The 25,022-nt window shown below is 71.2% G+C and carries 22 protein-coding genes; 8 read left to right on the top strand and 14 right to left on the bottom strand.

Features of this window, described 5'->3' with window-relative positions; genetic code table 11:
• Nucleotides 1-6: 6 nt before the first annotated feature.
• Both JFB92_RS04885 and JFB92_RS04880 read right to left on the bottom strand, forming a co-directional pair.
• Nucleotides 7-1,656 (bottom strand): MGH1-like glycoside hydrolase domain-containing protein, encoded by a 1,650-nt coding sequence (locus tag JFB92_RS04885; protein WP_199035427.1) that lies wholly within the window; start codon nucleotides 1,654-1,656, stop codon nucleotides 7-9.
• Entirely contained in the window at nucleotides 1,653-2,939 is a 1,287-nt protein-coding gene (locus JFB92_RS04880; protein WP_199035425.1) for an ABC transporter substrate-binding protein, read from the bottom strand. The genes JFB92_RS04885 and JFB92_RS04880 overlap by 4 nt, the downstream gene beginning before the upstream one ends.
• 353 nt (nucleotides 2,940-3,292) lie before the next feature.
• On the opposite strand from JFB92_RS04880, the gene JFB92_RS04875 reads away from it, so the two are divergent.
• Nucleotides 3,293-4,234 carry a carbohydrate ABC transporter permease gene (locus JFB92_RS04875; protein ID WP_199035418.1) on the top strand — a complete coding sequence of 314 codons (942 nt, stop codon included), beginning with the start codon at nucleotides 3,293-3,295 and terminating at the stop codon, nucleotides 4,232-4,234.
• Entirely contained in the window at nucleotides 4,224-5,120 is an 897-nt protein-coding gene (locus JFB92_RS04870; RefSeq protein WP_199035417.1) for a carbohydrate ABC transporter permease, read from the top strand. The genes JFB92_RS04875 and JFB92_RS04870 overlap by 11 nt, the downstream gene beginning before the upstream one ends.
• Nucleotides 5,121-5,145: 25 nt before the next feature.
• On the opposite strand, the gene JFB92_RS04865 is transcribed toward JFB92_RS04870, so the two are convergent.
• The gene (locus JFB92_RS04865; protein ID WP_199035416.1) at nucleotides 5,146-5,721 is read right to left on the bottom strand and encodes a mycothiol transferase; all 576 of its coding nucleotides are present in this window, start codon (nucleotides 5,719-5,721) and stop codon (nucleotides 5,146-5,148) included.
• Between the two features lie 144 nt (nucleotides 5,722-5,865).
• Between JFB92_RS04865 and JFB92_RS04860 the strand changes: the two genes are divergently transcribed.
• Both JFB92_RS04860 and JFB92_RS04855 read left to right on the top strand, forming a co-directional pair.
• Nucleotides 5,866-6,441 carry a TetR/AcrR family transcriptional regulator gene (locus JFB92_RS04860; RefSeq protein WP_199035415.1) on the top strand — a complete coding sequence of 192 codons (576 nt, stop codon included), beginning with the start codon at nucleotides 5,866-5,868 and terminating at the stop codon, nucleotides 6,439-6,441.
• 66 nt (nucleotides 6,442-6,507) lie between these two features.
• On the top strand, nucleotides 6,508-7,509 hold the full coding sequence (locus JFB92_RS04855) for an aldo/keto reductase (RefSeq protein ID WP_199035414.1): 1,002 nt from the start codon (nucleotides 6,508-6,510) through the stop codon (nucleotides 7,507-7,509).
• A 76-nt stretch (nucleotides 7,510-7,585) separates the two neighbouring features.
• On the opposite strand, the gene ligD is transcribed toward JFB92_RS04855, so the two are convergent.
• Together ligD and JFB92_RS04845 are read right to left on the bottom strand one after the other, a co-directional pair.
• A complete protein-coding gene (gene ligD, locus JFB92_RS04850; RefSeq protein ID WP_199035413.1) occupies nucleotides 7,586-8,497 on the bottom strand; it encodes a non-homologous end-joining DNA ligase in 912 nt (303 codons plus the stop codon).
• 190 nt (nucleotides 8,498-8,687) lie between these two features.
• Nucleotides 8,688-9,266: a DNA polymerase ligase N-terminal domain-containing protein gene (locus tag JFB92_RS04845; protein WP_199035411.1), complete on the bottom strand. Its 579-nt coding sequence runs from the start codon at nucleotides 9,264-9,266 to the stop codon at nucleotides 8,688-8,690.
• A gap of 114 nt (nucleotides 9,267-9,380) precedes the next feature.
• Between JFB92_RS04845 and JFB92_RS04840 the strand changes: the two genes are divergently transcribed.
• Nucleotides 9,381-10,016: a VOC family protein gene (locus JFB92_RS04840; protein ID WP_199035409.1), complete on the top strand. Its 636-nt coding sequence runs from the start codon at nucleotides 9,381-9,383 to the stop codon at nucleotides 10,014-10,016.
• Between the two features lie 5 nt (nucleotides 10,017-10,021).
• On the opposite strand, the gene JFB92_RS04835 is transcribed toward JFB92_RS04840, so the two are convergent.
• From JFB92_RS04835 to JFB92_RS04825, 3 genes are all read right to left on the bottom strand, one after another.
• A complete protein-coding gene (locus JFB92_RS04835; RefSeq protein WP_199035407.1) occupies nucleotides 10,022-11,254 on the bottom strand; it encodes an endo-1,4-beta-xylanase in 1,233 nt (410 codons plus the stop codon).
• A 100-nt stretch (nucleotides 11,255-11,354) separates the two neighbouring features.
• Nucleotides 11,355-14,195, bottom strand: coding sequence for an AfsR/SARP family transcriptional regulator (locus JFB92_RS04830; protein WP_199035406.1), 2,841 nt, complete (start codon nucleotides 14,193-14,195; stop codon nucleotides 11,355-11,357).
• Nucleotides 14,196-14,303: 108 nt separating this feature from the next.
• Nucleotides 14,304-14,681 (bottom strand): winged helix-turn-helix transcriptional regulator, encoded by a 378-nt coding sequence (locus tag JFB92_RS04825; protein ID WP_199035405.1) that lies wholly within the window; start codon nucleotides 14,679-14,681, stop codon nucleotides 14,304-14,306.
• Between the two features lie 80 nt (nucleotides 14,682-14,761).
• Here JFB92_RS04825 and JFB92_RS04820 point away from each other — a divergent pair, with 80 nt between their 5' ends.
• The 3 genes from JFB92_RS04820 (at nucleotide 14,762) to JFB92_RS04810 (ending at nucleotide 18,557) form a co-directional block, all read left to right on the top strand.
• Nucleotides 14,762-15,172: a RidA family protein gene (locus tag JFB92_RS04820; RefSeq protein WP_233162328.1), complete on the top strand. Its 411-nt coding sequence runs from the start codon at nucleotides 14,762-14,764 to the stop codon at nucleotides 15,170-15,172.
• 93 nt (nucleotides 15,173-15,265) lie between these two features.
• Nucleotides 15,266-18,013 (top strand): Hsp70 family protein, encoded by a 2,748-nt coding sequence (locus JFB92_RS26010; RefSeq protein WP_199035404.1) that lies wholly within the window; start codon nucleotides 15,266-15,268, stop codon nucleotides 18,011-18,013.
• Nucleotides 18,014-18,101: 88 nt separating this feature from the next.
• Complete coding sequence (locus JFB92_RS04810; protein WP_199035403.1) at nucleotides 18,102-18,557, top strand: hypothetical protein; 456 nt, start codon at nucleotides 18,102-18,104, stop codon at nucleotides 18,555-18,557.
• 17 nt (nucleotides 18,558-18,574) lie between these two features.
• Here the strand turns inward: JFB92_RS04810 and JFB92_RS04805 are convergent, their stop codons facing one another.
• From JFB92_RS04805 to JFB92_RS04780, 6 genes are read right to left on the bottom strand one after another with little or no spacing between them, the layout of a single operon-like run.
• Nucleotides 18,575-20,071: an aldehyde dehydrogenase (NADP(+)) gene (locus JFB92_RS04805; protein WP_199035402.1), complete on the bottom strand. Its 1,497-nt coding sequence runs from the start codon at nucleotides 20,069-20,071 to the stop codon at nucleotides 18,575-18,577.
• 8 nt (nucleotides 20,072-20,079) lie between these two features.
• On the bottom strand, nucleotides 20,080-21,081 hold the full coding sequence (locus JFB92_RS04800) for a proline racemase family protein (protein ID WP_199035401.1): 1,002 nt from the start codon (nucleotides 21,079-21,081) through the stop codon (nucleotides 20,080-20,082).
• Between the two features lie 24 nt (nucleotides 21,082-21,105).
• Nucleotides 21,106-22,044, bottom strand: a complete 939-nt coding sequence (locus tag JFB92_RS04795) for a dihydrodipicolinate synthase family protein (RefSeq protein ID WP_233162326.1) — start codon at nucleotides 22,042-22,044, stop codon at nucleotides 21,106-21,108.
• A complete protein-coding gene (locus JFB92_RS04790; protein WP_199035399.1) occupies nucleotides 22,044-23,456 on the bottom strand; it encodes an FAD-dependent oxidoreductase in 1,413 nt (470 codons plus the stop codon). Before JFB92_RS04790 ends, JFB92_RS04795 begins: the two co-directional genes overlap by 1 nt.
• Nucleotides 23,453-23,767: a (2Fe-2S)-binding protein gene (locus JFB92_RS04785; protein WP_307789020.1), complete on the bottom strand. Its 315-nt coding sequence runs from the start codon at nucleotides 23,765-23,767 to the stop codon at nucleotides 23,453-23,455. Before JFB92_RS04785 ends, JFB92_RS04790 begins: the two co-directional genes overlap by 4 nt.
• Nucleotides 23,764-24,954 carry an NAD(P)/FAD-dependent oxidoreductase gene (locus JFB92_RS04780; RefSeq protein ID WP_199035398.1) on the bottom strand — a complete coding sequence of 397 codons (1,191 nt, stop codon included), beginning with the start codon at nucleotides 24,952-24,954 and terminating at the stop codon, nucleotides 23,764-23,766. Before JFB92_RS04780 ends, JFB92_RS04785 begins: the two co-directional genes overlap by 4 nt.
• Between the last annotated feature and the right edge of the window lie 68 nt (nucleotides 24,955-25,022).

Here is a 25,022-nt window from a genome sequence, read left to right as displayed (position 1 = left end):
CGCCCCTCAGCCGGTTCCCGGCGGCACGAACGGCACCGCAGACCTGGCCTCGACGCGGCCGTCCGGGGCGAGTTCGATCCGCTCATTGGCCGCGGCTGACAACGGAATCCGCGCCGCCCCCGGCCCGGCGCCGATCTCCAGGTCCCCCGAGACCGCCGCCGGGCTCATGCCGACGACCGCCCGGACCGCCCCGGCGGAGTCGGTCGCGATCCGCCACCCGCGCGGGAAGGAGTAGAGCCGCCTCCCGTCGCGGTGGACCTCGGCTCGCTCGTCGTCGGCGGCGAGTTCGTACCGCGCCCCGCCGACACTCCGGGCGTAGGCGGTCGCCCGGGCGGCCGCGCCGTGGTCGAGCCGCGTCGGCGGCGTGCCGGTGAACCACACCTCGCCGTCGGGGCGCGGCAGGATGCCCGCGCTGCGCTCCACCGTGTCCAGGAACCACAGGATCGCCGGCGAGTACACCGAGGTGAACCCCGGCGCGCCCGACCACGGGTCGAGGCACTGCGGGAAGCGGTCGGCGACCGCCGTAGCGGCCAGGGCCGGCGCGGTCGCCACGGCCAGTTCGGCGACGCGGCCGTGATGCTCGAACGCGTGCGGCGCGCGCAGCAGGGACAGGAAGTTGACCGGCCCGCCCCAGGAGTTGTGCGAGGCGTCGGCGTCGAACCGCGGGTCGTCCATGGCCAGCGACGTGAACCCGTAGTGCGCCAGGAACCTCCGGGTGTTCATCAGGTGCTCGCGCAGCGCCCGGTCGAAGAACTCGCCGTCCCCCATCTCGCAGGCCAGCACCCGCAGCAGCACATCGGACCGCACCCGGACGTGCCGGCCCGACCGGTCCAGGTCGTAGAAGCTCCCGTCGTCCGCGTCGAAGCAACGGGCGTACAGGGCCGCGACCGACGCGCGCGACCGGGACCGCCACGGCTCGCCGTCCTCCCCCAGCTCCTCTGCGATCCGCGCGAGGTAAGCGCGCTGGCAGGCGACGTTCGCGGTCAGGTCGGGCGCCACATAGGGGAGCGTCGGCGAGTCGGGGTCGCAGCGGCGGGCGTCGCCGCCGAAGGCGCGGTCGGGCGCGAACCAGAACCGCGGCGAGAGGTCGTGCCCGGTGTCGAAGGTGCAGAACGCCTCGACGCCGCCGGTGCCCCTCGTGTCGCGGTAGCGCTCGAGCCAGGCGTCGTAGTAGGCCATCGCGGGGTACACGGCCTCCAGGAAGGACCGGTCGCACCCGGTCAGCCGGTAGTGGTGCCACACCGTGCGCGCCAGCGGAGTGACGATCTGGATCTGGCTGAATCCGGGCCCGGAGTCGGTGACCTTGTACGGGATCATGCCGTCCTCGCGCCGGTGGGCGGCGAACAGCAGGTGCGTGTCGCGGGCGAGGGCGGGCGCGAAGCGGGCGAGCACTTCGGCGCTGATCGTGCCGGTGCTCTCCAGCCACGCGCCCGCGTAGACGCCGCCTTCGTTCAGGACCGGGGCGCCGCCGCCGAGCGGTCGCACGCACTGGTCGAGCTCGGCGAGCGCCTGGTGCCAGCGCCGCTCGAGCGGGCCGCCCACGGCGGCGAAGCCCACGCCCTGGTCGGCGAGTCCGGCGCCCAGGCCCGTCCCCTGGACGCCGGCGCGCTCGGCCGGGTCGCCCGCGCGGAGACGGGCCAGCGCCTCCTCGATCACTCGAGCGCTTCCCCGAGTTCCTGGACCCATTGGTCCGCGGCCTCGTCGGAGCTCATCCGGCCGAACAGGACCTCGGTCTCCATGCGCTGCGACAGCTCGTTCATGATCGAGCCGCCCGCCGGCTGCGGCGGCGCGACCACGCCCTCGTCGAAGACGATGCCGACGTAGTCGGCCGCGGCCTGGCCGGGCTCGTCCAGCAGGGGCGAGACGATCTCGAGCGAGTCGGGGTTGAACGGCACGCCGCGGGTGTCGAGGACCAGCTCGACGGCGGCGGGCTCGTGCAGGAACCAGTCGATGAGCATGGCCGCGGCCTCCGGGTGCGGGCTGGCGGCGTTGACCGACCAGAAGCCCGAGGGCAGCAGTGCGACCCCGGACACGCCGGTGTCGGTCGGAGGCAGCATCATCCGGACGTCGCCGGCGGCGCTGTAGGCCGACATCAGGTTGGTGTATCCGAAGGTGACGGCGGCCTGGCCGATGGTGAAGGGCTGCTGGTCGGGCGGGAGCTGCCAGTTGGCGGTCACGATGGACGGGTCGGGCAGTCCGCCGTTGTCCAGCAACCGCTCTTCTATCTCGTACCAGCCGGCGATCTGGTCGGCGTCGACACCGAGCCCGCCGTCCCAGTCGTACATCCCGACCTCGCTGAGCTGGCCCGCGTAGGTTCCGAGGATGTCCTGGATGCGCAGGTCGATGCCGAAGATCGGGTTGCCCTCGTCGTTGGTGAGACCGGCGCTCCCGATCTGTCCGGCAGCCTCGACGAGCTGGTCCCAGTTCCAGCCCTCTTCGGGCAGGGGCACGCCGGCCTGCTCGAAGATGTCGGCGTTGATGAACGCGGCGGTGGCGTTCCCGCCGGTCGGGAGGCCGTACAGCGTGTCGTCGACGATGGCGCTGGTGAGCGAGAAGTCGGGGTAGGCCGTGGTGTCGAGGCGGTCGCCGACGGTCGAGAGGTCGAGCAGGGCGCCGAGGTCGCCGTATTCCTGGGGTTTGGCACCGCCGAGCGCGAATACGTCGGGGGCGGTGTCCCCGCCGCCGGCGAAGTCGGTGGCGAGGCGGTTGAACAGGTCGTCGGGCGCTCCCACCGGGGTCTCGACGACGGTGATGTTGGGATGCTCATCCTCGAACAGGTCGATGACCTCGCCGAAGAGGCGAGCGCGATTGTCGTCGCCCCACCAGGAGATCTCGAGCTCGATCTCCTCGTCCGGGTCGTACTCTCCGGCGGACCCGCCGTCGGAGCCGAAGCATCCGGACAGAAGCAGGGTCGTCGCCGCGAGGATTCCAACGGCCACGCGCGAACGTCTTGTACGCATCTTTGCGCCCTCAATTCGTGAATCGGGGTGGTGTCGGGGCCACCTAGGGGAGCCGATGGTCGCGTGGAAACTTTTTCGTACGCGGTGAGGGAGCCGGCATCGGCGGTTTCAGTCGGGAATGCAACCGCTTGTTGAGCGAACCTAACATCCGCATCTCTGGATGTCAATATTCCCCTCCGTGCATCCATCTACCGACTCTCGCCAGCGGGTCTCCCTAGAATGGGAAACTGTTTCGTAGATCCGGGGCTATTGACGGCCCACTCGGGGGCGGCCATAATCAACGCAGTCGGGTAATCGCTTTCTCCATTTCGGACTCTTATCCAGGAGGAAGTATGAGCAGTCTCGGCGAGCTTCGCAGCATCGCCGTGAACAAACGAAAGGGCGGGCGCCGCACCGAGGAGAAGTACCCCGACAACAAGGCCGCGTACCTCTTCCTGCTCCCATGGTTCATCGGCCTGCTCGGCCTGACCATCGGACCGATGATCGCCTCCCTCTACCTCTCGTTCACGGACTACAACCTGCTCCGACCGCCCGAATGGTCCGGTCTGGACAACTTCACCGCGATGTTCGGCGACGCGAGATTCTGGAACTCGTTCCGGGTCACCGCGGTCTACGTGCTCGTAGGCGTCCCGATCCAACTCGCGCTCGCCCTCGGACTGGCGATGCTGCTGGACAAGGGCATGCGGGGCCTGTCGCTGTACCGATCGGTGTTCTACCTGCCGAGCCTGCTGGGCGGGTCGGTCGCGATCGCGATCCTGTGGCGGCAGGTGTTCGGCAAGGAGGGCCTGGTCAACGGCGCCCTCTCCTGGTTCGGAGTGGACGGTCCCGGCTGGATCGGCCACCCGGACTACGCCCTCGGCACCCTCATCGTCCTGAACGTGTGGACGTTCGGCTCGCCGATGGTGATCTTCCTGGCCGGGCTGCGGCAGATCCCGGAGATGTTCTACGAGGCCGCCGCGATCGACGGCGCCGGACGGTTCCGGCAGTTCCTGTCGATCACGCTGCCGCTGCTGACACCGATCGTCTTCTTCAACCTGGTGCTCCAGATCATCTTCGCCTTCCAGGCGTTCACGCAGGCGTACGTGGTCTCCGGGGGCACCGGCGGCCCCGGCGACTCGACGATGTTCTACACGCTCCTGCTCTACAAGGAGGCATTCACCGAGCTCAACATGGGCTACGCGTCCGCCATGGCCTGGTTCCTGGTGATCGTGATCGCCGCCTTCACCGCGTTCAACTTCTGGCTCTCGAAGTACTGGGTGTTCTATGACGACTGAGACCGAAACCCTCGTCCGCGCCGAGACCGCTCCGGCCCGGCGCCCCGGCGGAACGCGACGGGGCGGGTTCCGCTCCGTGGTGAAGCACGCGATGCTGATCGCGCTGTCGCTGGTGATGATCTACCCGCTGCTCTGGCTGCTCGTCTCGAGCTTCAAGCCCAACAGCGAGATCTTCCGCGACCTGAGCATCTTCACCACCGACCTGACCCTGGAGAACTACGCCAACGGCTGGAACGACCTGCAATTCCCGTTCGGAGTGTTCCTCCTGAACTCCTCGGTCATCGCCTTCGGGGCGATCGCGGGGAACCTGTTCTCGTGCTCCCTGGCGGCCTACGCCTTCGCGCGGTTGCGGTTCCGCGGGCGCAACCTGATGTTCGCGATCATGCTCGGCTCGATCATGCTCCCGTTCCAGGTGCTGCTGGTGCCGCAGTTCCTGATCTTCAAGGAACTGGGCTGGCTGAACACGTTCCTGCCGCTCATCGCCCCGAAGTTCCTCGCGACCGAGGCGTTCTTCGTGTTCTTGATGGTGCAGTTCATCCGGGGACTGCCCAGGGAGATCTTCGAGGCCGCCCGCATCGACGGCGCCGGGCACCTGCGCTCGTACCTCCAGATCACCCTTCCGCTGATCATGCCGGCCCTCGCGGCCACGGCGATCTTCACGTTCATCTGGACGTGGGCGGACTTCTTCGGCCCCCTGGTCTACCTGCGCCTACCTGAGTCCTGGCCGGTCTCTGTGGCGCTGAAGGGATTCCTCGACGCCCAGTCGACTTCGGACTACGGCTCGATGTTCGCCATGAGCATCGTCTCCCTGGCCCCGATGTTCCTCATTTTCGTCTTCGGCCAGCGCTACCTGACCAAAGGCATAGCGACCACCGGCATCAAGTGAGCACGGCCGGGCCGGCGCGAGGCGGTCACGGACGGCCGCTGACCGGGTTCCAACCCGGCGGTGGGTCCTCGCCGGCTCGGCCGTCCACCGCCTCGCGCAGCAGGTCGGCGTGCCCGGTGTGCCTGCCGTACTCCTCGACCAGGTCGAAGACCAGCCGCCGCAGGCTCAGATGCCCGCGGCCGGGCCACTCCAGGTACACCGGCCGGTCGAGGCCGCCGTCCTCCAGCACCGCGCCGAGGCGCTCGCGGCTGCGCTCGACCGCGCCGTCCCACAGCGCGTACAGCTCCTCGGGCGCATGGCCGGTCGTGTCGAAGGTGAAGGCCCAGTCTCCGAGGGGGCTCCAGCCGAAGGACTCCCACGGTTCGCCGGGCGGGTTCCCGGAGAGCTTCCCGGTGAACATGACGTCTTCGCACGCGGCCAGGTGCTTGAGCAGCCCGCCTAGCGTCAGCGTCGAGGCGCCGATCCGCTGGGCGAGCCCGTCCGCGTCGAGGTCGTCGGTCTTCCATCTGAAGGTCGCGCGAAGCCGGTCGAGAGAGCCGATCAGGTGCTCGGTCTCCGTCCCGGCCAGGGGCGGTTCCCACCAGGTGTCGTCGTCGCTCATATCCGCCACGGTAGACCGGGCCGCCGACACTGCCCGGCAGTGACCGCGGCTTTCGCGGGCGGCGGCGCGGTTCGGTTCCTTTCGGTCGGCGGCCCACCCGAGGCTGCTAGGTTGATGCCGTCAACCTACTCCCTGGAGGATGTGATGAGCAACACGCGGGACGCGTTGGTGGAGTCGGCCGCCCGGCTCCTGGACGGCGGCGGCGTCGAGGCGGTGACGCTGCGCGAGGTGGGACGCCTGGTCGGGGTGTCGCACAACGCGCCGTACAAGCACTTCGCGGGCAAGGAGGCCCTGCTGGCGGCGATCGCGGCCCGCGAGCTCGAGGGTCTGCGCGCGGCGTTCACCGACTCGGTGCGCCGCGAGCGGCCCCCCGGCGAGGCGCTGCGCGCGGTCCTGCACGGCTACATCGAATGGGCCCAGCGCCACCCCGAGCGGTTCAGGCTCGTGTTCAAGTCCTGGACGATCGAATCGGCCGAGCTCGGCGAGGCCGCGGAGCAGGCCCAGGGGGCCTTCGTGGACGTGGTCGCCTCGGCCCAGGAGTCCGGCGACCTGCCGCCCGGGGACCCGGAGCGGCTGTCGTCGCTGCTGCGCGCCCTGACCCACGGCGCGGCCGACCTGGCTCTGGCCGGGCACATCTCCGCTCACGGCAAGGGCAGGGCCGACCCCGGTGACCTGGTCGACGACCTGCTCGGACACCTGCGAGGCGCCGCCGCCCGCTGAGTTCCCGCGCCCGCCTTCGAGACTCGACTTGACTTGGAGTGCACTCCAAGGAATAGCGTCCCCCGCATGAAGTACCGATACATGGGCCGAACCGGCCTGAAAGTCAGCGAACTGTGCTTCGGCACGATGTCCTTCGGCGCGGCCACCGGCGAGGAGACCGCCCACCGCATGCTCGACCGCTTCGTGGAGGCGGGCGGGACGTTCATCGACACCGCCGACGTCTACAGCAACGGCGTCTCCGAGGAGATCCTCGGGCGCTGGCTGGAGCGCCAGAACCGGGACGACCTGGTGGTCGCCACGAAGTTCTACGGCGACATGGGTCCGGGATCCAACGACGGCGGCGCCGGGCGCAAGCACCTGCGCAGCGCCGTCGAAGCCAGCCTGCGCCGCCTCAGGACCGACTACATCGACCTCTACCAGGTCCACGTCTTCGACGACGCGACCCCGATCGAGGAGACCCTCAGCACGCTCGACGACCTCGTCCACGACGGCAAGGTCAGGTTCCTGGGCGCCAGCAACTACGCCGGCTGGCAGCTCCAGAAGTCGATCGACGTGTCGAGCATGCGCGGCTGGGAGCGCTTCTCGTGCCTCCAGCCGCTCTACAACCTCCTCGACCGGGAGACCGAGTGGGACCTGATCCCGGTCTGCCAGGAGGAGGGCCTGGGGGTCATCCCGTGGAGCCCGCTGCGGGGCGGGTGGCTCTCGGGCCGATACCGGCGCGGCATGGACGGACCTCCCGAGGGCAGCCGCGCCGAGAACAACGGCGGAGGCTGGCCCGAGGCCTGGGACGTCTACGCGAACGACCGCACCTGGAACGTGATCGACACCCTCCTGGAGGTAGCAGAGAAGACCGGCGGCAGCCCGTCCCGGGTCGCGGTGCAGTGGGTCAAGGACCGGCCGGGCGTGACGGCCCCGATCATCGGCGCACGAACGCCCGAGCACCTGGAGGACAACCTCGCCGCCGTCGAGCAAGAGTTGGACCCGGAGCTGGCCGGGCGCCTCACCGAGGTCAGCGAGCTCAAGAAGCCCTACCCGTTCGGGCTGCTCGACAACTTCAAGCGCCGCTGAACCCGAGCGCCGGTCCGCCGGGATCGGTCGCGGGTGTTCCGCCGAACGGGTGATCGCCAGGGTCGCGGTCACCCGCTCAGCGGCCGACGGCGTCCAGGCGTTCCCGGGCGGCCGCGGGCGCGGCGGCGTGCTCGGCGAGGCTCGACCACGGGTCGGACTTCTGCGCGAGCCGGCGCCGGACGGTCTCCGGCGTGTGGCCGTTCGGGGCGGAGCGGCCGAGCTCGGACCAGTCCAGCGGCGTGGCCACCGACGCGCCGGGCCGGGCGCGCAGCGAGTACGGGGCGATGAACGTCTGCCCGTAGGCGTTCCGGTTGACGTCGAGGAAGATCCGGTCGCCGCGCTTGTCCTTGCGCTGCGCGGTGGTCAGCAGGTCGGGGTCGCGCTCGACCAGGAGGTCGGCCATGTCGGCGGCCAGGCCGCGCACGAGGTCGAACTCCGCGGAGCGGTCCAGCGGCGCCACGACGTGGTAGCCCTTGCCGCCCGTGGCCTGCAAGAACGGGGCGAGGCCGATCTCGCTGCCGAGGTCCCGCACCCGGCGCGCGACCTGGTGCAGTGTGGCCGCCTCGGTGCGGGGCGGCGGGTCGATGTCGATCACCAGGCGGTCGGGCGACTCCGGCCGGTCGACAGTGGAGAGCCAGACGTGGAACTCGATGGTGGCCTGGTCGACCAGGTATATCAGGGTGGCCTCGTCGTCGCACACGACGTGCCTGACCGAACCGTCGCCGCGCTGCCGCATCGGAGCGATGCGGAGCCATTCGGGGAAGTGGTCGGAGGCGTGCTTCTGGAAGAACCCCTCGGCGCCGATCCCGTCGGGGAAGCGGCGCATGGTCAGGGGCCGCCCGGCCAGATGCGGAAGCATGGTGTCGGCGACCGCGCGGTAGTGGTCGAGCACGTCGCCCTTGCTGACGTGGTCTTCGGGATAGAACTCCTTGTCGAGTCTGGACACGTCGACGTCGCGCCCGTCGGCGTGGATCGTGGGCGGTGCCATCAGCTCGTCTCCCTCACTACGTCGTCGGGCGACTTGTCGGTGCGGATTCCCTGGTAGCGGGGGTGCCGCAGCAGTCCGTCGCCGGTCTATTCGGTGTAGTAGTAGACGGCGACCCCGGTCGCGGCGATCCGGTCGGGGTCGGAGAAGCGACGCTCGGTGAGCGTCGCCGGCATCGGTTCGCGCCAGCGGCTCACTGGTCCTCCAGATCCTCGTTGGTCCACCCGGACAGCACCGACTCGGGCTGGGTCTTGGCCGGTTTGCGGCGGCGGTCGGCGCCCTGGTCGTCCTTCTTCACCAGCAGCCACTGGTCGCGGCCGCGCATCCTGGTCATGGCGAACGCCCCGGCGAGCTTCTCCCCGTCGAGCCGGACCACCAGGTGGCCGTCCTCGACGGCGTCGGTGACGGGGACCTCCCGGCCGTCCTTCTCGGTGAGGTTTTGGTAGGTGCCGGAGTCCCACACCACGACCGTCCCGCCGCCGTACTGGTCGGACGGGATGCGGCCCTCGAAGTCGGCGTAGTCCACCGGGTGGTCCTCGGTGCGCACGGCCAGCCGCTTCTCGCCCGGATCGACCGACGGGCCCTTGGGCACCGCCCAGGACACCAGGACCTCGCCGACCTGGAGCCGGAAGTCGAAGTGCAGCGAGGAGGCGTCGTGCCGCTGGACGACGAACTGGTCGCCGCCGCCCTTGCGCCGGCCTCCCGACGGCTCCCCGGACTGCGAAAGATCCCGTTTCCTCCGGTATTCGTCCAACCGGTCCCCCCGTGTCATCCGCGGGAGGTACCCGTCGCGGCAGAACGGCAAACCGGGGCGTCCCGGGGCGACGACGCGGGTCGGTCAGGAATCGAGAAGCGGGGGTGCCGGTGGGCGCATAGCGTGGTGACCATGACTTCCATCGAATCCATCACGCTCGAGGTCGACGACGCCACCGCCGCCGACCGGTTCTACTCCGTCGCGTTCGGCCTGGACTCGCGGGTGCGCACGCGCACCGCCGAGGCGCCCGCCTCCGGGTTCCGAGGGTTCACGGTCTCGTTGATCGTGTCGCAACCGGCGACCGCCCGGGGGTTCTTCGACTCGGCGCTGGAGGCCGGGGCGACCTCGTTGAAACCGGCCAAGAAGTCGTTCTGGGGCTTCGGCGGCATCGTGCAGGCCCCGGACGGGACGATCTGGCAGATCTCGACCTCCCAGAAGAAGGACACCGGCCCGGCCACCCGGGAGATCGACGACGTCGTGCTGCTGCTGGGCGTCGAGGACATGCTCGCGACCAAGCAGTTCTACGTCGACCACGGGCTCGAGGTGGCCAAGAGCTTCGGCCGCAAGTACGTCGAGTTCGACGCGACGGGCTCCCCGGTGAAGCTGGCTCTCTACGGCCGCCGCGGCCTCGCCAAGCTCGCCGGGGTCGATCCCGAGGGGAGCGGGTCCCACCGGATCACGATCGGCACCGACGCCGAGCCGTTCACCGACCCCGACGGGTTCGCCTGGGAGACCGTCGCGCGGTCCGACTCGGGCGGCGGCCGGTAGGCGGCTCAGCGGAGGCCGACGTCCAGGCGCTGGTCGCCGGTGGCCTCGATCGCGAACTCGGCGGTGCGGTCCTGCCAGGTGAGGCGGTAGTCGCCCAGGAAGCCGTTGAAGCGGAGGCGGCCCTCGGCGTCGGTGACGGCCTTGGTCGGCGGCGTTCCCCATTCCTCGTTGACCAGTCGGTGGAGCCGCTCGTAGGAGGGCTTGGGCGTCCCGTCGGCGCGCACGAAGCCGCCCGGGGCGCCGAGCCAGCCGCCGTCGCCCATGCCCCAGTAGGTGATCGCCTCGACCGAGGGGTGGGAGAGCAGGGTCCGGTAGTGGCGTTCGATCTCGTCGGCCTGGCACTCTTCGCCTTCGGGCGTGGTTGGCCACCGGTCGATCTGGTAGTCGTTGAGGTCGACGATCTCGGGCGGCATCAGGTGCCCCGAGAGAATGGTCGTCTCGGTGAAGTGGATCGGCAGGCCGTAGCGGGAGAACCGCTCCAGGATCGACAGGGTCTTCTCCTCTCCCCAGTAGCCCTGGTGCATGTGGCTCTGGAGGCCGAGCGCGTCGATGCGGACGCCCGCTTCGAGCAGGCCCTCGATGAGGCATTCGTAGGCGGCCGACATGTCGAAGTCGTTGAGCAGCAGCACCGCTCCGGGGTTGGCCTCCCGGGCGGCGTCGAAGACCATCCGCACCATCGGAATCCGGCCGATCTCGCGGCAGAGCCTGGTGATCCCGTTGTCGTACTGCGCGAAGATCGGCATGATGACGACCTCGTTGATGACGTCCCACATGTCGATCACGCCCGCGAAGTCGCTCATCTCGCGGCGGATGCGGTCGGTCTGGACCCGCGCGATCTCGGCGTTGTCGAGGTCGAGCAGCCAGTCGGCGGTCACGGTGTGCCAGGTCAGCGGGTGGCCCTTGACGGTGTGGCCGCGGTCGGCCAGCCAGCGCGCTGCCCCGAGCAGGCGGTGCGTGTCCGGCTTGCCGCGCTCGGGCTCGAAGCGGCCCCAGTAGAACGGCAGGGTCGCGAAGTTGAACAGGCCCTCCCAGAGTTCGACCGCGCGCCCGTCCCGCTCGGGGTCCTCCGATTCGCCGTTCGCGTAGTCGATGAACTCGAATCCGGTGCATCCGAACAGGAAGCGGTGGCGCACCTGGTGGAGTTCGACTTCGTGCCCGGCCAGCGGCTCGCCGTCGCGGGTCACGGTGACGGTCGCATCGGCGGCTCGGTGCCTGCGGATCTCGGAAATTTCGGTCATGGGTCACCAATTTCCATGGAAGTTTCGGTACTTCTCGACATTCCAGCAGCCGCGGGGCCTTCCGTCAAGATCCCGGCGCGTCCCGGTCGACGACGCGCTCTCAGTTGGCCGGGTCGACCCGGGGTCTGCGCCCGGCCAGGATGTCGTCGTACTCGGCCTGGTCGATTTGGCCGCTGGCCAGCATGAGCTCGGCCGCTTCCTTCCAAAGGCACTCCGCCGCGGCGGCGTCGCCGAGCGCCTGCTGGGCCTCGGCCTGGCCCCAGAGGATCTCGATGTAGGTCTCGGACTTCTCGAAGCCCTCTTCCACCGCGATGGCCCGAGCCGCTTCGGCGAAGGTGAGGCCCTCGGCGGCCCTGCCGCCGTGCACCAGCCGAAAGGCGTGGTTGATCAGATGCATCGACCGGCGAAGCGGCGCGACGCCCGCCGTCTCGTCCTCGGCCAGCGCCGCCAGTTGGGCGCTCTGCTCGATGGCCGCATCGTGCTCTCCGCGCCGATCGAGGATGTACGACCTGAAGGCGCAGACCCGCTCGGCGACGTCGGGCAGGTCCCGCTGCCGGGCCTCGGCGATGGTCTTGTCGGCCAGTTCCAGCGCCTCGTCCTCCCTGCCGTGGCGCTGAAGAGCCCTGACCAGTGTGGCCCTCACGGCGAGCGCCTCGGCGATGAGGCCGTGCTTGAGGGCGGACCGCTCGGCGTCGCCGAGACCGCGGATTCCCGCGTCGTGGTCGCCCAGCCAGGAGTACTTGGCCGCGAGGTCGTGGTGGAAGTACACCGACCACGGCTCGTCGTCGATCCAGGGCGCGGCCGATGCCGCTTCGCCGATCGCCACCAGCTCGGAGATCATCCCGGCCCGGACCCCGACCGGGGGCCCGACGAGGATGAAGATCAGTCCGGGGAATCGCCGGTCGGCCTCACCGGCGGTGCGCGCGACTTCGGTGAGGGCGGGCAGGCGCGCCACGAGCCATTCGTCGATCTCCTGGGAGGAGGCGAACTCGATCGGTGAGGCCGGATGTTCGGACATGAGGTCCAGGCGATTGCGGACCACCGACTTGTCGACCTGCTTCCGGTAGAACCGGTAGGCATCCACGGCGATCCCCAGATAGGCCGAGCGCATTCGCTTCTCGGCCGCCGCGACCTCGGACCGGTCGAGCTTTCGGGCCTCCTCCGCCGCGAACGACCGGACCAGGTCGTGCATCGCCAGGTCGCCGAGGCGGTCCTGTTCGACCAGCCGGTAGCGGCGCAGCAGCTCGCCGAGGTGCCGCGTCCTCGGCACCGGCTTGTCCGCCAGTGCGGCGGCGATCTCGACCGGAACCGCCGGTCCGGGATGCAGGGCCAGCAGGGTGAACAGCTCCGCCGCCTCCGCCCCGAAATCGGTGGCGGCGAGGGCTTCGAGGCTCCCCGCCAGCGAAGCGGCGAGCGAGTTCTCACCGTCGTCGAAGCCCGACAGGCCGAGCCTCTCGTCGGACAGGCCGTCCAGGATGACCGGCAGCGAACCCGGCTCGCCCGCGTTGAAGCGGGCCGCCGCGATGCACAGCGCCAGCGGCAGCCCGCCGCAGCGGTCGAGCACGCCGTCGAGCGCCGCTTCGTCCTCCGAGGTGAACCGGTGGTCGACGCCGTCCCTGAACAGCACGCGGGAAGTTTCTCTATCGAGATAAGACAGGCTGATGTGGCGGGCTCCTCGCAGCGAGGGGAGCGCGCGCCTGCTGGTGACGATGACTCCGCAGCTGGAGCCGTTGGGCAGCAGCGGGCGGATCTGCGCGGCGTCGCGGACATCGTCCAGGACGATGAGCACCTGGCGGTCGGCGGTGACCGAGCGGAAGTGCGCGGCCGCCTCCTCGACGTCGATCCACTGGTCGCCCCCGGCGCCCAGCGACCGGAGGAAGCGCCTGACGACCTGTCCGGTGTCGAGGGGCTCGTGCCCGGGGGCGTTGCCGTGGAGGTCGGCGAAGAGCTGGCCGTCGGGATAGCACTTCTTGAGGCTGTGGGCCAGTTCGAGCGCGAAGGCGGACTTGCCGATCCCTCCGGGACCGTTGACGGCGACGATGGCCGGCGAGGTCGTGTCCAGGACCGACATGGCCCTGCGGGCGCGTGTGCGCTCGCGCGGATGGACCGATACGTGGTCGGGCAGCCGGGGAAGCTGCCGCGGGACGGGAGCGGGCTCGGGCGCCGGCTCGGAGGCGTCGCCGCCGTCGGTGCGGAGGATCTCGGAGTAGAGGGCCGTCAGGCCCGGGTCGGGGTCCAGGCCGGTCTCCTCGGCCAGCATCCCCTTGACGTCCTGATAGGCGGCCAGCGCCTCGTGGACCCGGCCGGCGGCGGCCAGCGCGGACATAAGGATGCCGAGCGCCTCCTGGGACAGTGGATCGCCCGCGAGCACCGCCTCGGCACCGCGGCGGGCGGCGTCGTGGTCTCCTTGGTCGAGCGCCAGTTTGGATTCCCGCAGCCGGGCCCGGTCGATCTCGCGCTGAAGCCGGGCCGATTCGCCGTTGAAGAAGGCGTCGTCCTCCCATTCGGCGAAGGGGACGCCGCGGACGAGTCGGAGCGCCGCCTCCAGGGAGGCTCGTTCGCGGGTCTCGTCGCCCGCGCGGCGCAGTCGGTAGGCGTCGGCGCACAGCTCCCGGAACCGGTCGAGGTCGGTCGTCGCTCCGGCCAGGGAGATCGCGCCCTGGTGGGTGACGGCCGACCGGCCGCCGACGAGCCGCCGCAGGCGGCCCACGAGGTTGAGGGCCACGCGCCTCGACTGGGCCGGGGGCGAGTCGGACCAGATCACGTCGATGACGGTCTCGATCCGGACCGGCATGCCGTTGCGCAGGGCGAGGAGCGACAGGAGCCGGGGCACCTGGCTGCCGGTGGGCCGGACGACGCTGCCTTCCACCGAGACCACCAATGGGCCCAGGAGGTCCACGCGCAGACCGGGCTCTTCCTCGACGGGGCGGTGACGGGTCATGCACTAGATCATAATTCGGTGACGATTCCATAACAGAGGAGCGGTGCTGCCGGGCTCCCGCCGCCGAACCGCCCGGCCGCGAATCGGCGTCGTCGCATTCGGCCGGGGTCAGTCCCCTTGCCGGTCGAACCGCTCTCTCGCGCGTTCGACGTCGGGCATGTTGGTCGTCGACCAGTGCAGGAGCGCGTCGATGAGGCCTTGGAGGGTCTTCCCGAGCGCCGAGATGCGGTACTCGACGGCGATGGGCCTGGTGCCGACGATCACGCGGTCGACCATGCCGTTGCGTTCGAGGCGCCGCAGGGTCGCGGTGAGCGACTTCTGGGTCACGACCGGGATGGCCCGGCGGAGTTCGTTGAATCGCGAGGGCCGTTCGCAGAGCCGGTCCAGGACCTGCAACGACCACTTGTCGAGCACCTGGTCGAGCAGCTCGCGGTGGGCGGAGTCGAGACGGGGCGGATCGGTGGCGGGCTTCGCGGTTTCGGCCATGAAACCTAGTATAGTTGAAGTTCCCTTCGTAAACCAGGTATACATCAGATACCTGCAAGTCGCCGAACGAAGGGAACCCCATGACCGTCCGACTGCTCACCCCCGAAAGCATGTTCCAGCCCGTGCCCTACCACCACGTCGCGATCGGCACCGGGTCTCGCCAGATCCACGTGGCCGGACAGATCGCCCGCGACGGCGAGGCGAACCGCATCGCGACCGGCGACCTCACCGGCCAGGTCGTCCAGGCCCTGCGCAACACCGCGCGCGGCTTGGCCGGGGCCGGAGCGACCTTCTCCGATGTGGTGCGCCTCAGGTTCTTCGTCACCGAATGGAGCCCGGACAAGGCCGACGCGTTCATGGCGGGCATCGAGAAGGTCGTCGAAGAGCTCGAACTGCCGCAGCCGCTGCCGCCGGTCTCGCTCATCGGCGTGGACTACCTGTTCGAGCCGGACGTGCTCGTCGAGGTCGAGGCGTTCGCCGTCCTCGACTGACCTCTCCGGGTCCGGTGGGGCGCGCCCCACCGGACCCGGACGGTCGCGGGCTCGACCTTCGCGATCGTCGACTCGGGACTGTATTCTCGGCCTGTGCCCCAACCCCCGACCTCCGTCCGGCTGGCCGTCGATCTAGGCACCACCCACACCGTCGCCGTGGTGGGCCGCGGTGACCAGCGGCCTCGTGCCCTGCTGTTCGACGGCTCCCCGCTGCTTCCCTCCGGCGTCTACCTCGACTCCGGCGGCTCGCTCCACACCGGACGCGACGCGCAGCGCCTGGCCTCGACCGAGCCCGACCGCTTCGAGCCGCATCCGAAGCGCCGCATCGACGACGGCAGCGTCCTGCTCGGCGACCGCGAGGTCCCGGTGGAGGGACTGCTCACCGCCGGTCTGCGCCGGGTCGCCGAGGAAGCGGCCGGCTCCGGGCTCCGCCCCTCGCACGTGATCCTCACCCACCCGGCCGACTGGGGCCCGGTCCGCCGCGGCATCCTGGAGCGGGCCGCCGCCGAGGCCGGCCTCGGCCCGGTCCGGCTGCTCCCCGAGCCGGTGGCGGCCGCAACCTACTGCACGCAGGAGCTCGACGGCGATATCTCCCACGGCGCGGGCATCGCCATCTTCGACTTCGGGGGCGGCACCCTCGACGTCGCCGTGGTCCGACGCGGCCATCCGGGGGACGCCGAGACGCGCACTCTCGCCGTCGGCGGCCTCGACGACCTCGGCGGCCTGGACATCGACCACACGCTCGTCGCCCACCTCGGCCGCATCCTGGCCTCCCGCGACCCCGAGCTGTGGCGCCGCCTCGACCGGCCCGACGAGGCCGCCGACCGCCGCGACCGACTGGCGTTCTGGTCCGAAGTGCGCGCCGCCAAGGAGATGCTCTCGCGCGCTTCGAGCGCGCCCGTGGCCGTGCCCGGCCGCGACTCGACCGACCTGCACCTGACCCGCGACGAGCTGACGAGCCTGGCCGACCCGCTGATCGCCCGCGCCGTCGACGAGACCCGCCGGACCATCGAGCGCGCCGGGATCGCCCCGCCCGACCTGGCCATGCTGCTGCTGGTCGGCGGGACCAGCCGGATGCCGCAGGTCGCCACCCGCCTCCACGCCCGCCTCGGCGTCGCCCCGGTCGTGCCCGAGCAGCCGGAGCTGCCGGTCGCCTACGGTGCGCTGCTGCACGGCTTGGCCGAGGCCGAGCGGGCCGCCGACTCGCCTCCCCGAACGCCTCCCGCCTCGGTCTCGCCGCGGCCCGAACCGCTGACGCCGGTGCAGTACGCGCCATACCCGGCGCCGGGTCCGGACGCCACGCCGCCGGCGGGCGGCCGTGTGCCGGATCCGACCCCGGCGTTCCCGCTGCCGCAGACCGGGCCGCCTCCGCCCCGACCGACGCAAAGGCGCGGCCGGGCTGCCGGATATGTGGCCGCGGCGCTGGTCATCGCCGTCGCCGTGGCGCTCGGTCTCGTGATCCAGCGCTACGACTGGAACCTCACCGAGGACCTGGCGGCGCTGGGAGGAGACGGCGGAACCGCGAGCGGCGACGGCGGCGAGGTCGAAATGCCGCGGCTGCACGAGTGGGAGCTGGCCGGGACCGGAGCCGCCGCCGTGGCGGTCACCGACGAGTTGGCGCTCATCGCCGAGGCCGTGGACGGGCAGACCGAGATCAGCGCATTGACCGGGATCGAAGGCGAGCAGGTGTGGGCCGGCGCCTTCGATATCGAGCCGACCGAGTTGCAGATGACCGTCGTCGGCGGCCTGCTCGTCGTCGACGCCGAGGAGTCCGCCACCGACGACGGCCGGGACATGCGGGTCGTCGTGTCTCTGGAGGACGGTGAACTCCAGTGGAAGGGCCCGTGGGAGGACCTGCGCCGGGAGGTCGCCTACTACGGCACCCAGGTCGTCGTCGAGGTCAACGACGGCATCTACGACAACGCCGCGCTCGGCATCGACCTCGCCACCGGAGACGAGGTGTGGACCGAGGCCGGACCCGACGGTCTGTGGATCAGCGACGAGCGGCGCATCCAGCCGTCCACGTATTGGGACGACGGTGGTGAGGCCGCCGGAGCTCTCGCGCCGGACTCGGGTGCGCTCCATGACAACCTGATCGCGGGCCCCCGGATCATCGAGATCGACCCGGAGACCGACACCGGGTACATTCGCGACGCGGCCACCGGGGAGTCGGAGGCCAGCGGCTCGCTGCCGCTCGACGCCGAGTTCTGGACCGTATACGAGGACCTGGCGATCGGGAAGCTCTCCGACGACGCGTCGCCGGGCCGCGACGTCCTGGCGGCCTACTCGCTGTCCGGGCTGGAGCAGATGTGGGAGCTCCCGCTCGACGCCGGCGACGGCATCGAGGTCGTCAAACCGTGCGGAGCGACGCGGGTCTGCGCCGCGATCGGGAACACCGGCGACGGCGACCTGTCCCGGATGATCGCCGTCGACATCGAGGACGGCGAACAGGCGTGGTCGATGCCGGTGGACTGGTCGATGGACGCGGCCTGGTACACCGCCCCGGACGGCATGGTCTTCGGGGACAAGCCCTTCGCCAGCCTCCCGTCCATCTGGAACGCCCGACTGCTCGGTGACGACGGCGAGTCGATCTTGGAGCCCGCGATGTACCGGGAGGCGCAGGCGGTCAACGAGGGACTCGCCGCCGTGAACGCCACCGGGGACCGAGACGGGCGGATCGTCTACGACGCCATCGTCTGGGACGTCGCCTCGGGGACGCGGACGGCGCCCCAGGAGGTCGGAGCCGAAACACCCGAGAGCATGAAGCTGTCCGGAGACCTGCTGGCGGTCCTGACCAGCGAACGGACCGTCGCGGTCTTCGACGTCACGGCGCTGCGGTGACCACTCTCTCGGCCGGGGCGCCGCCTCGGCGCCGAAATCGGTCGTATCGGGACGTGGCGTTACCGTCCCCGCAGGATACGGTTCATGTATGACCTACAGCTATCTTTCTCAGGCCGCTGCCGCGGCCGTGGTCGAATCCAAATACCCCGAAGCGCGGCGGCTGCCCGCGCTGTCGGACCTCCTCGACGGTGACATGCTGTGGGATCAGGCGGAACTGACCCTCGTGTACCAGATCGACACCTGGATCGAGGGCACCGGACTGGGGCGACGCATCCACACCTGCGCCGCCCGGAAGGTCACCGGCGACAAGGACCTCGCCTTCGGGTTCTCCAAAGCGGCCAAGACGGCCGATCCCGCGCTCGTGGCGGCCGCCGCCGACGAGATCCTCGACATGATCGCCGCGGGCGTCACCGCCGCCGACCAGGCCGCCGCCGGAGTCGCCATCAAGGCGGTCCTCTACAGCGGCCTGGCCGAATCACCGTCCAGGCACCCGATGTTCGCGGCGCTCCGCCTCCAGCGGGAAGCGCGCCTGCTCACCGACTGACCGGCCCGCCGGTCGCCTCAACGCCGCGCCGAGCGGTCGCCCCACCGGGACGACTCGCCGGGCGCGGCGATCCGCTGCGGGACGCCCCACGGGTTGTCGTCGCGCACCGGCGGCGGGAGCAGGTCGGCCGGCGCGTTCTGGTAGGCCACCGCCCGCACGAACCTGGCGATGGCCGCCGTGCCGACGCTCGTGCCGCCCGACGTCGTCGCGGGCCACGGCCCGCCGTGCTGCATCGCCGGGGTGACGGCCACACCGGTCGGCCATCCGTCGAACAGGACCCGCCCGGCGTGACCGGCCGCGGCCCGGACGAGGCGCTCGACGTTCTCGCCCTCGGTCCGGTGCACGGTGACGGTCAGGTCGCCCTCGAAGAACTCCCCCAGCAGGTCCGCGTAGTCGGTTTCGGCCGGGACCTCGACGAGGATCGCCAGCGGGCCGAAGCATTCGTCCCGCAGCGCGTCGAACGCCTCGCGCAGGCCGTCCAGGCCGACGGCCGCGATCGTGGGGGTCGCCCAGCCGTGGCCGTCCGCGTCGATCCGGATCGAGCCCTCGGCGACGACACGGACGCCCGCGCTGTCGAGGATCGTCGCGCGCCGCTCCCGGTATCCGCCGGCGATGCGCGCATCGAGCATCCGGTGCTCGGCCACGCCGCCCGCGGCCTCCGCGATCGCCTCCTCGAGCCCGTGGTCGGCCGGGAGGAACACGAATCCGGGCTTGGTGCACAGCTGCCCGGCGGAACCGGCCACGCTCGCGACCATCCCGGACACGAACGACTCGGCGCGCTCGGCGACGGCGCCCGCGGTGGCGAAGACCGGGTTCACGCTGCCGAGCTCGCCGTAGAACGGAATCGGGACCGGCCTGGAGGCGGCCTCGCCCGCGAGGAACTGGCCCCCGGGGATCGACCCGGTGAAGGTCGACGCCTTGACCAGCGGGTGCTTCAGCATCGCCACCCCGGCCTCCCGGCCCTCGATCAATTGCAGCGCCGTCTCCGGGAGTCCGGCCTCTTCGAGCGCGGCGGCCACGATCGCGGCGGTGCGCTCCGACAGTCGCGGATGCCCGGGGTGGGCCTTGACGATCACCGGGTTGCCCGCGGCCAGGGCCGAGGCGGTGTCCCCTCCGGCGACCGAGAACGCGAACGGGAAGTTGCCGGCGGCGAAGTTCAGCACGGGCCCGACCGGTTCGTTGACGCGGCGCACGTCGGGCCGGGGACCGAGCGCGAACTCGGGGTCGGCCCGATCGATCCGGGCGTCGAGGTAGGCGCCGTCGACGATGGTGTCGGCGAACAGCCGCAGCTGGACGGCCGTGCGCTTCAGCTCGGCGCGCAGCCGCGGCTCGGTCAGGCCCGTCTCGTCCATCGCCAGCGGCACCAGCTCGTCGGCGTGCGCGGTGACCGCGTCGGCCGCCGCCACGAGCGCGGCGGCGCGGGTCGCCGGGGGGACCGCCGCGAGCGCGCGGGCGGCCGCGTCGGCGGCGCGGGCGGTCTGGTCGATGCGGTCGGGGGGCGTCTGGTCGGTCATCGATACTCCTAGAACTGGAAGCCGGTGGGGAACGGGTCGGCGGGGTCGAGCATGTACTGGGCGGTGCCGGTGACCCAGGCGCGGCCGGTGATCGCGGGGACCACCGCCGGGCGGTCGCCGACGGTGGTCTCGGCGACGAGGCGTCCGGTGAAGCGGGAGCCGATGAAAGACTCGTTGACGAAGTCGGACCCGAGGGCCAGTTCGCCGCGGGCCCACAGTTCGGCCATCCGGGCCGAGGTGCCGGTCCCGCACGGGGACCGGTCGAACCAGCCGGGGTGGATGGCCATGGCGTGCCGCGAGTGCGCCGCGGTCGAGCCGGGCGCGATGAACTCGACGTGGTGGCAGTGGTCGAGCCCGGCTATGTGCGGGTGCACCGGCGGCGCGGTCCGGTTGACCGCGTCCATGATCGCCAGGCCCGCCTCCAGGATCTCCCGCTGGCGGGAGCGGTCGAACGGCAGCCCGACGTCGTCGAGGTCGACCATGGCGTAGAAGTTGCCGCCGAAGGCCATCGAGTACGGGACGGTGCCGAGCCCGGAAACCTCCACGGTCGCGTCGAGCGTCTCGGCGTAGCTCGGGACGTTCTCGATGGTGACCGAGTCGGCGTGGCCTCCGGAGACGGCGACGCGGGCGGTGACGGGGCCGGCCGGGGTGTCGAGCCGGATCTCGGTTACCGGTTCGACGACCGGGACCATGCCGGTCTCGACCAGGACCGTGGCGACGCCGATCGTGCCGTGCCCGCACATCGGCAGGCAGCCCGACACTTCGATGAAGACCACGCCCCAGTCGCAGTCGGGCCGGGTCGGCGGTTGCAGGATCGCGCCGCTCATCGCCGCGTGGCCGCGCGGCTCGTTGACCAGGAACCGGCGGATGTCGTCCATGTGGTCGATGAAGTGGAGGCGCTTGTCGTTCATCGTCGCGCCGGGAATCGGGCCGACGCCGCCGGTGACCACACGGGTCGGCATGCCCTCGGTGTGCGAGTCGACCGCGCTGATCAGCCGTGTCGTTCTCATATCCGTCCTCTCGCGGGGTAGCCGCTAGCGGGCCGCGCCGGCTCCGAAGGTCCGGGCGGAGTGGTCCAGGGCGCGGCGGGTGTCGCGGACGACCTGCTCGCGCTGGGCGGCCGTGAGCGGCCCGCGCGGCGGGCGGGTCGGGCCGCCGTAGCTGTTGCCGGCGACGTCCATCGACAGCTTGATGGCCTGCACGAACTCGGTCTTGGTGTCCCAGCGGAACACCGGGACCAGGCCGGTGTAGAGCTCGCGGGCGCGGGCGATCTCGCCGGCCTGGACGAGATCGTAGATTTCCACCGCCTCGCGCGGGAACGCGTTCGGGTATCCGGCGAACCAGCCGACGGCCCCGACGACCAGGGACTCGAACAGGAGGTCGTCGGCGCCGGCGATGACGTCGATGTCGCACAGCTCCTTGATCTCCAGGACGCGGCGGACGTCGGTGGAGAACTCCTTGACGGCCACGACGTTCTCGAGCTGGAACAGCTCGGCGATGAGGTCGGGCTCCATGTCGACCTTGGTGTCGATCGGGTTGTTGTACATCATGATCGGCAGGCCGACCTCGTCGACCTTGGTGTAGTGCTCGATCACTTCGGCGCGGTTGGAGCGGTAGATCGTGGGCGGCAGCAGCAGCAGGCCGTCGGCGCCGTCCTCTTCGGCGTACTCGGCCCACTTGACGGACTGGTGCCAGCCGACGCCGTGGACTCCGGCGACGACCAGGCCGCGGTCGCCGACGGTCTCGACGGCCACCTGGACGACCTTGCGGCGCTCGGCGTCGGTCAGGGACGAGTACTCGCCGAGCGAGCCGTTGGGTCCGACGCCGCGGCATCCGTTCTCGATGAGGAAGTCGCAGTGCTCGGCGAACTTGTCGTAGTCGACGGCCAGTCCGCCGGGGGCCTTCGGGTCCTCCTTGAACGCCAGCGTCGTCGCGACGATGACGCCGCCTAGGTCGAAGTTCTTCTCGCTCATCAGTGTTCACCTTTCTGGGGGTCGTCCTTGCTGGAGAGCCCGGCGAGGTCGCCGAGTCGAACTGGGGCGGCCAGGGGCCGCCGGTCGGAGGTGTCGGCGGCGCGAGAGGGGTCGGCTCCGGTGAGCTCCTCGACCGTGCGGCCGCACATGCGGGCCTGGCAGATGCCCAGGCCCGCCCGGGTCGTGAGCTTGACCGAGCGCAGCGAGCCCTGCTCGGTCGCCGCGGCGGTGCCGAGCAGCGCGCCGTAGGCGACCTCTTCGCAGCGGCAGACGACGGTGTCCTCGCGCATCCAGGCGGTCCAGCCGGGCCGGACGCCGTGGGCGGCCTCGATGCGGCGGGCGAAATCGGCACTCGCGCGGCGGCGGCGCCGGGCGGGTCCGATCGCGGACCGGTCGCCTCCGGCCGCGAGGTGTCCGGCGACGCGGCCCTCGGCGAGCGCGGCGTCGACGCCGCCGATGCCGGTGATCTCTCCGGCCGCCCAGACGCCGTCGACGCTGGTGCGCTGGTCGTCGTCGACGGTGACGAAGCGGTCGGGGCCGATCTCGCATCCGGCGGCGATGGGCAGTTCGAGTCGCGGGGTGAAGCCGTGGCTGACGCATACGGCGTCGGCGGCGACGGTGAGTTCGGTGCCGGGTATCGGGGACCAGTCGGCGTCCAGGCGCGCGATGACGGCCTCTTCGACGCGGCCGTCGCCGCGCGCTTCGACCACGGCCCGGCCGAGGCGGTAGGGCACGCGGTGGCGGAGGTGGTGGGCCAGGTAGCCGGCGAGTTCGCCTCCCTTGCGCGCCGAGGACAGCAGTCGCCACGGGCGCGGCAGCCAGCCTTTCGCGAGGGCCGGGGTGCGCGCGGCCTCGTATACGCCGAGGACGGTCGACCCGGTAGCGGTGAGCGACTGGGCGACCGGCAGCAGGAACGGCCCGGCTCCGGCGACGACGGCGCGGCGCCCGACGGCGATCCGCTCGCCTTTGGCCAGGGCCTGGGCGGCTCCGGCGGAGAACACGCCGGGGAGGTTCCAGCCGGGGAAGGGCAGGGTGCGGTCGTGGGCGCCGGTGGCGAACACGAGTGAGTCGGCTTCCAGTGCGAGCGCCTCGCGTCCGGCGGCGTCGCTCGGCCCGATCAAGGCGTGGACGGTCGCGCCGCCGGTGGTCTCGATCGCCCAGGCCTGGGCCTCGGTGACCACGTCGATCGACCCGTCGCGTTCGGTGCGCTCGCGCAGCCGCTCGAATTCGGACCAGCCATGGTGGAGCCGGGCTTCGCGGCGGCTCGGGCGCTCGGGGGGCAGGTGCCGCCAGTACTGGCCGCCGGGGCCGGTGCCGGAGTCGAGGACGGTGACGCGCGCTCCGGCGTCGGCCGCCGCGACGGCGGCGGTCAGTCCGGCCGGTCCGGCGCCGATGACGAGGACGTGCTTCATCGGGTGTCCTCCTCGGAGTCGTCCTGGGTCTCCACGGTGTCGCCGTCGCGGGCCCGCCGCAGGCACAGGCGGACGTCGCTCTCGCCGTTGACGGTGCCGACGCAGTCGAAGCAGACGCCGATGCCGCAGAAGACGCCGCGCTCGCGGCCGGCGACGGTGGTGCGCCAGGCGGTCCGGCCCTGGGCGAGGAGGATTCCGGCGATGGACTGCCCTCGCAGCCCTTCGATCCGCTCGCCGTCGACGCTGATGGTCAGGCATCGCGGTTCGGCGGGCCGGATCGGGTCGGATTCGAAGGGGACGATGCTGCTCACGTCGGACCTCCGGGGCTCAGGTGGGCGGCCAGGCTCGGCCTGGAGAGCTGGAACGGTCTCGGGTCGAGGGCGGGTTCGGCACCGGTGAGCTGGGCGCCGATCAGGGCTCCGGTGACGCCGGCGAGGCCGATCCCGGCGCCTTCGTGTCCGGTGGCGTACCAGAGTCCGGGGTCGCGGTGGTCCTCGCCGATGACCGGGAGGTGGTCGGGCACGTAGGGGCGGAAGCCTCCGTAGGCCCGGATCGCGGAGGTGGTCTCCAGGAACGGGAACAGGCGCAGCGCCTTGCGGGCGATGCGCGCCAGGACCTCGACGCGCAGCCGGTCGTCGAAGCCGATCTGCTGGCGGCTCGAGCCGATGAGGACGGTTCCGCCGGGAGTGGACTCGATGACGCTGGAGGTCTGTAGGCCCTCGTCCGAGGACTGGGTCGCGCCGAAGTAGTCGGCGTCGTACACCTTGTGGAAGACCCGCTGCCGCATGCGGGAGGTCACCAGGACCATGCCGCGGCGGGGGCGGACCGGCAGATCCGCGCCGAGCGTCCGGGCGACCTCGCCGGACCAGGGCCCGGCGGCGACGAGGACCGCTCCGGCCGAGATCGCCTCGGCGGCGGTGCGGACGCCGCCGAGGCGGCCGTTCCTGTCACGGACCGGGCCGACGACTTCGCTGTGGGGCAGTATCTTCGCGCCCGCACGCCTGGCGGAGGCGAGCAGGGCCTCGGTGGCGATGACGGGTTGGACCTGCGCGTCCTGCGGGTAGTGGACGGCCGCGGCGACGGCGGGGTCGAGGTGGGGTTCGAGTTCGAGGGCCTCGGGGACGGACAGGTCGGCGGCCTCGACGCCGAGTTCGGTCTGGCGGCGGGCGAAGGCGCGGAGGGGTTCGGCGCCTTCGGGTGTCGTGGCGACGACGACGCCGCCCTTGCGCTGGTATTCGATGTCGGGGAACGCTCCGCCGAGTTCGTCGGCGAGCTCGGCGGCCAGACCGGGCCAGTGGTCGGCGGCCAGCAGGGCGAGGTCGAGCTCGGGGCCCGGGGCCTTGTCGGATACCAGGAGGTTCCCTTCGCCGCGGGCGCTGGTGGCGCTGGCCGCCGCGCCTCGGTCGACGACGGTGACGCTCAGTCCGGCGCGCGCGGCCTCGCGCGCGCACGCGGCGCCGATGATGCCGGCACCGACGATGACGACGTCGGTTCTCATGGCCACCTCCCGCTCCAGTAATATGTCACACATTTATATGTGCGACACTCGGATTCGTTCACTCGACC

The sequence above is a fragment of the Glycomyces salinus genome, from assembly GCF_016428645.1.
Taxonomy (GTDB): domain Bacteria; phylum Actinomycetota; class Actinomycetes; order Mycobacteriales; family Micromonosporaceae; genus Glycomyces; species Glycomyces salinus.
The sequence above is the reverse complement of the archived record's forward strand: the minus strand, read 5'-3'. Positions and strand labels throughout refer to the sequence as shown.

Excerpts from the sequence above, each read along its gene's own strand:
- ligD (WP_199035413.1), bottom strand. The coding sequence starts at position 8,497 with ATGGCACCGCCCACGATCCACGCCGACGGGCGCGACGTCGACGTGTCC.
- JFB92_RS04870 (WP_199035417.1), top strand. The coding sequence starts at position 4,224 with ATGACGACTGAGACCGAAACCCTCGTCCGCGCCGAGACCGCTCCGGCC.
- JFB92_RS04875 (WP_199035418.1), top strand. The coding sequence starts at position 3,293 with ATGAGCAGTCTCGGCGAGCTTCGCAGCATCGCCGTGAACAAACGAAAG.
- JFB92_RS04795 (WP_233162326.1), bottom strand. The coding sequence starts at position 22,044 with ATGAGCGAGAAGAACTTCGACCTAGGCGGCGTCATCGTCGCGACGACG.
- JFB92_RS04790 (WP_199035399.1), bottom strand. The coding sequence starts at position 23,456 with ATGAAGCACGTCCTCGTCATCGGCGCCGGACCGGCCGGACTGACCGCC.
- JFB92_RS04835 (WP_199035407.1), bottom strand. The coding sequence starts at position 11,254 with ATGACCGAAATTTCCGAGATCCGCAGGCACCGAGCCGCCGATGCGACC.
- JFB92_RS04800 (WP_199035401.1), bottom strand. The coding sequence starts at position 21,081 with ATGAGAACGACACGGCTGATCAGCGCGGTCGACTCGCACACCGAGGGC.
- JFB92_RS04860 (WP_199035415.1), top strand. The coding sequence starts at position 5,866 with ATGAGCAACACGCGGGACGCGTTGGTGGAGTCGGCCGCCCGGCTCCTG.
- JFB92_RS04865 (WP_199035416.1), bottom strand. The coding sequence starts at position 5,721 with ATGAGCGACGACGACACCTGGTGGGAACCGCCCCTGGCCGGGACGGAG.
- JFB92_RS04830 (WP_199035406.1), bottom strand. The coding sequence starts at position 14,195 with ATGACCCGTCACCGCCCCGTCGAGGAAGAGCCCGGTCTGCGCGTGGAC.
- JFB92_RS04810 (WP_199035403.1), top strand. The coding sequence starts at position 18,102 with ATGACCTACAGCTATCTTTCTCAGGCCGCTGCCGCGGCCGTGGTCGAA.
- JFB92_RS04845 (WP_199035411.1), bottom strand. The coding sequence starts at position 9,266 with ATGACACGGGGGGACCGGTTGGACGAATACCGGAGGAAACGGGATCTT.
- JFB92_RS04825 (WP_199035405.1), bottom strand. The coding sequence starts at position 14,681 with ATGGCCGAAACCGCGAAGCCCGCCACCGATCCGCCCCGTCTCGACTCC.
- JFB92_RS04840 (WP_199035409.1), top strand. The coding sequence starts at position 9,381 with ATGACTTCCATCGAATCCATCACGCTCGAGGTCGACGACGCCACCGCC.
- JFB92_RS04805 (WP_199035402.1), bottom strand. The coding sequence starts at position 20,071 with ATGACCGACCAGACGCCCCCCGACCGCATCGACCAGACCGCCCGCGCC.
- JFB92_RS04780 (WP_199035398.1), bottom strand. The coding sequence starts at position 24,954 with ATGAGAACCGACGTCGTCATCGTCGGTGCCGGCATCATCGGCGCCGCG.
- JFB92_RS04855 (WP_199035414.1), top strand. The coding sequence starts at position 6,508 with ATGAAGTACCGATACATGGGCCGAACCGGCCTGAAAGTCAGCGAACTG.
- JFB92_RS04820 (WP_233162328.1), top strand. The coding sequence starts at position 14,762 with ATGACCGTCCGACTGCTCACCCCCGAAAGCATGTTCCAGCCCGTGCCC.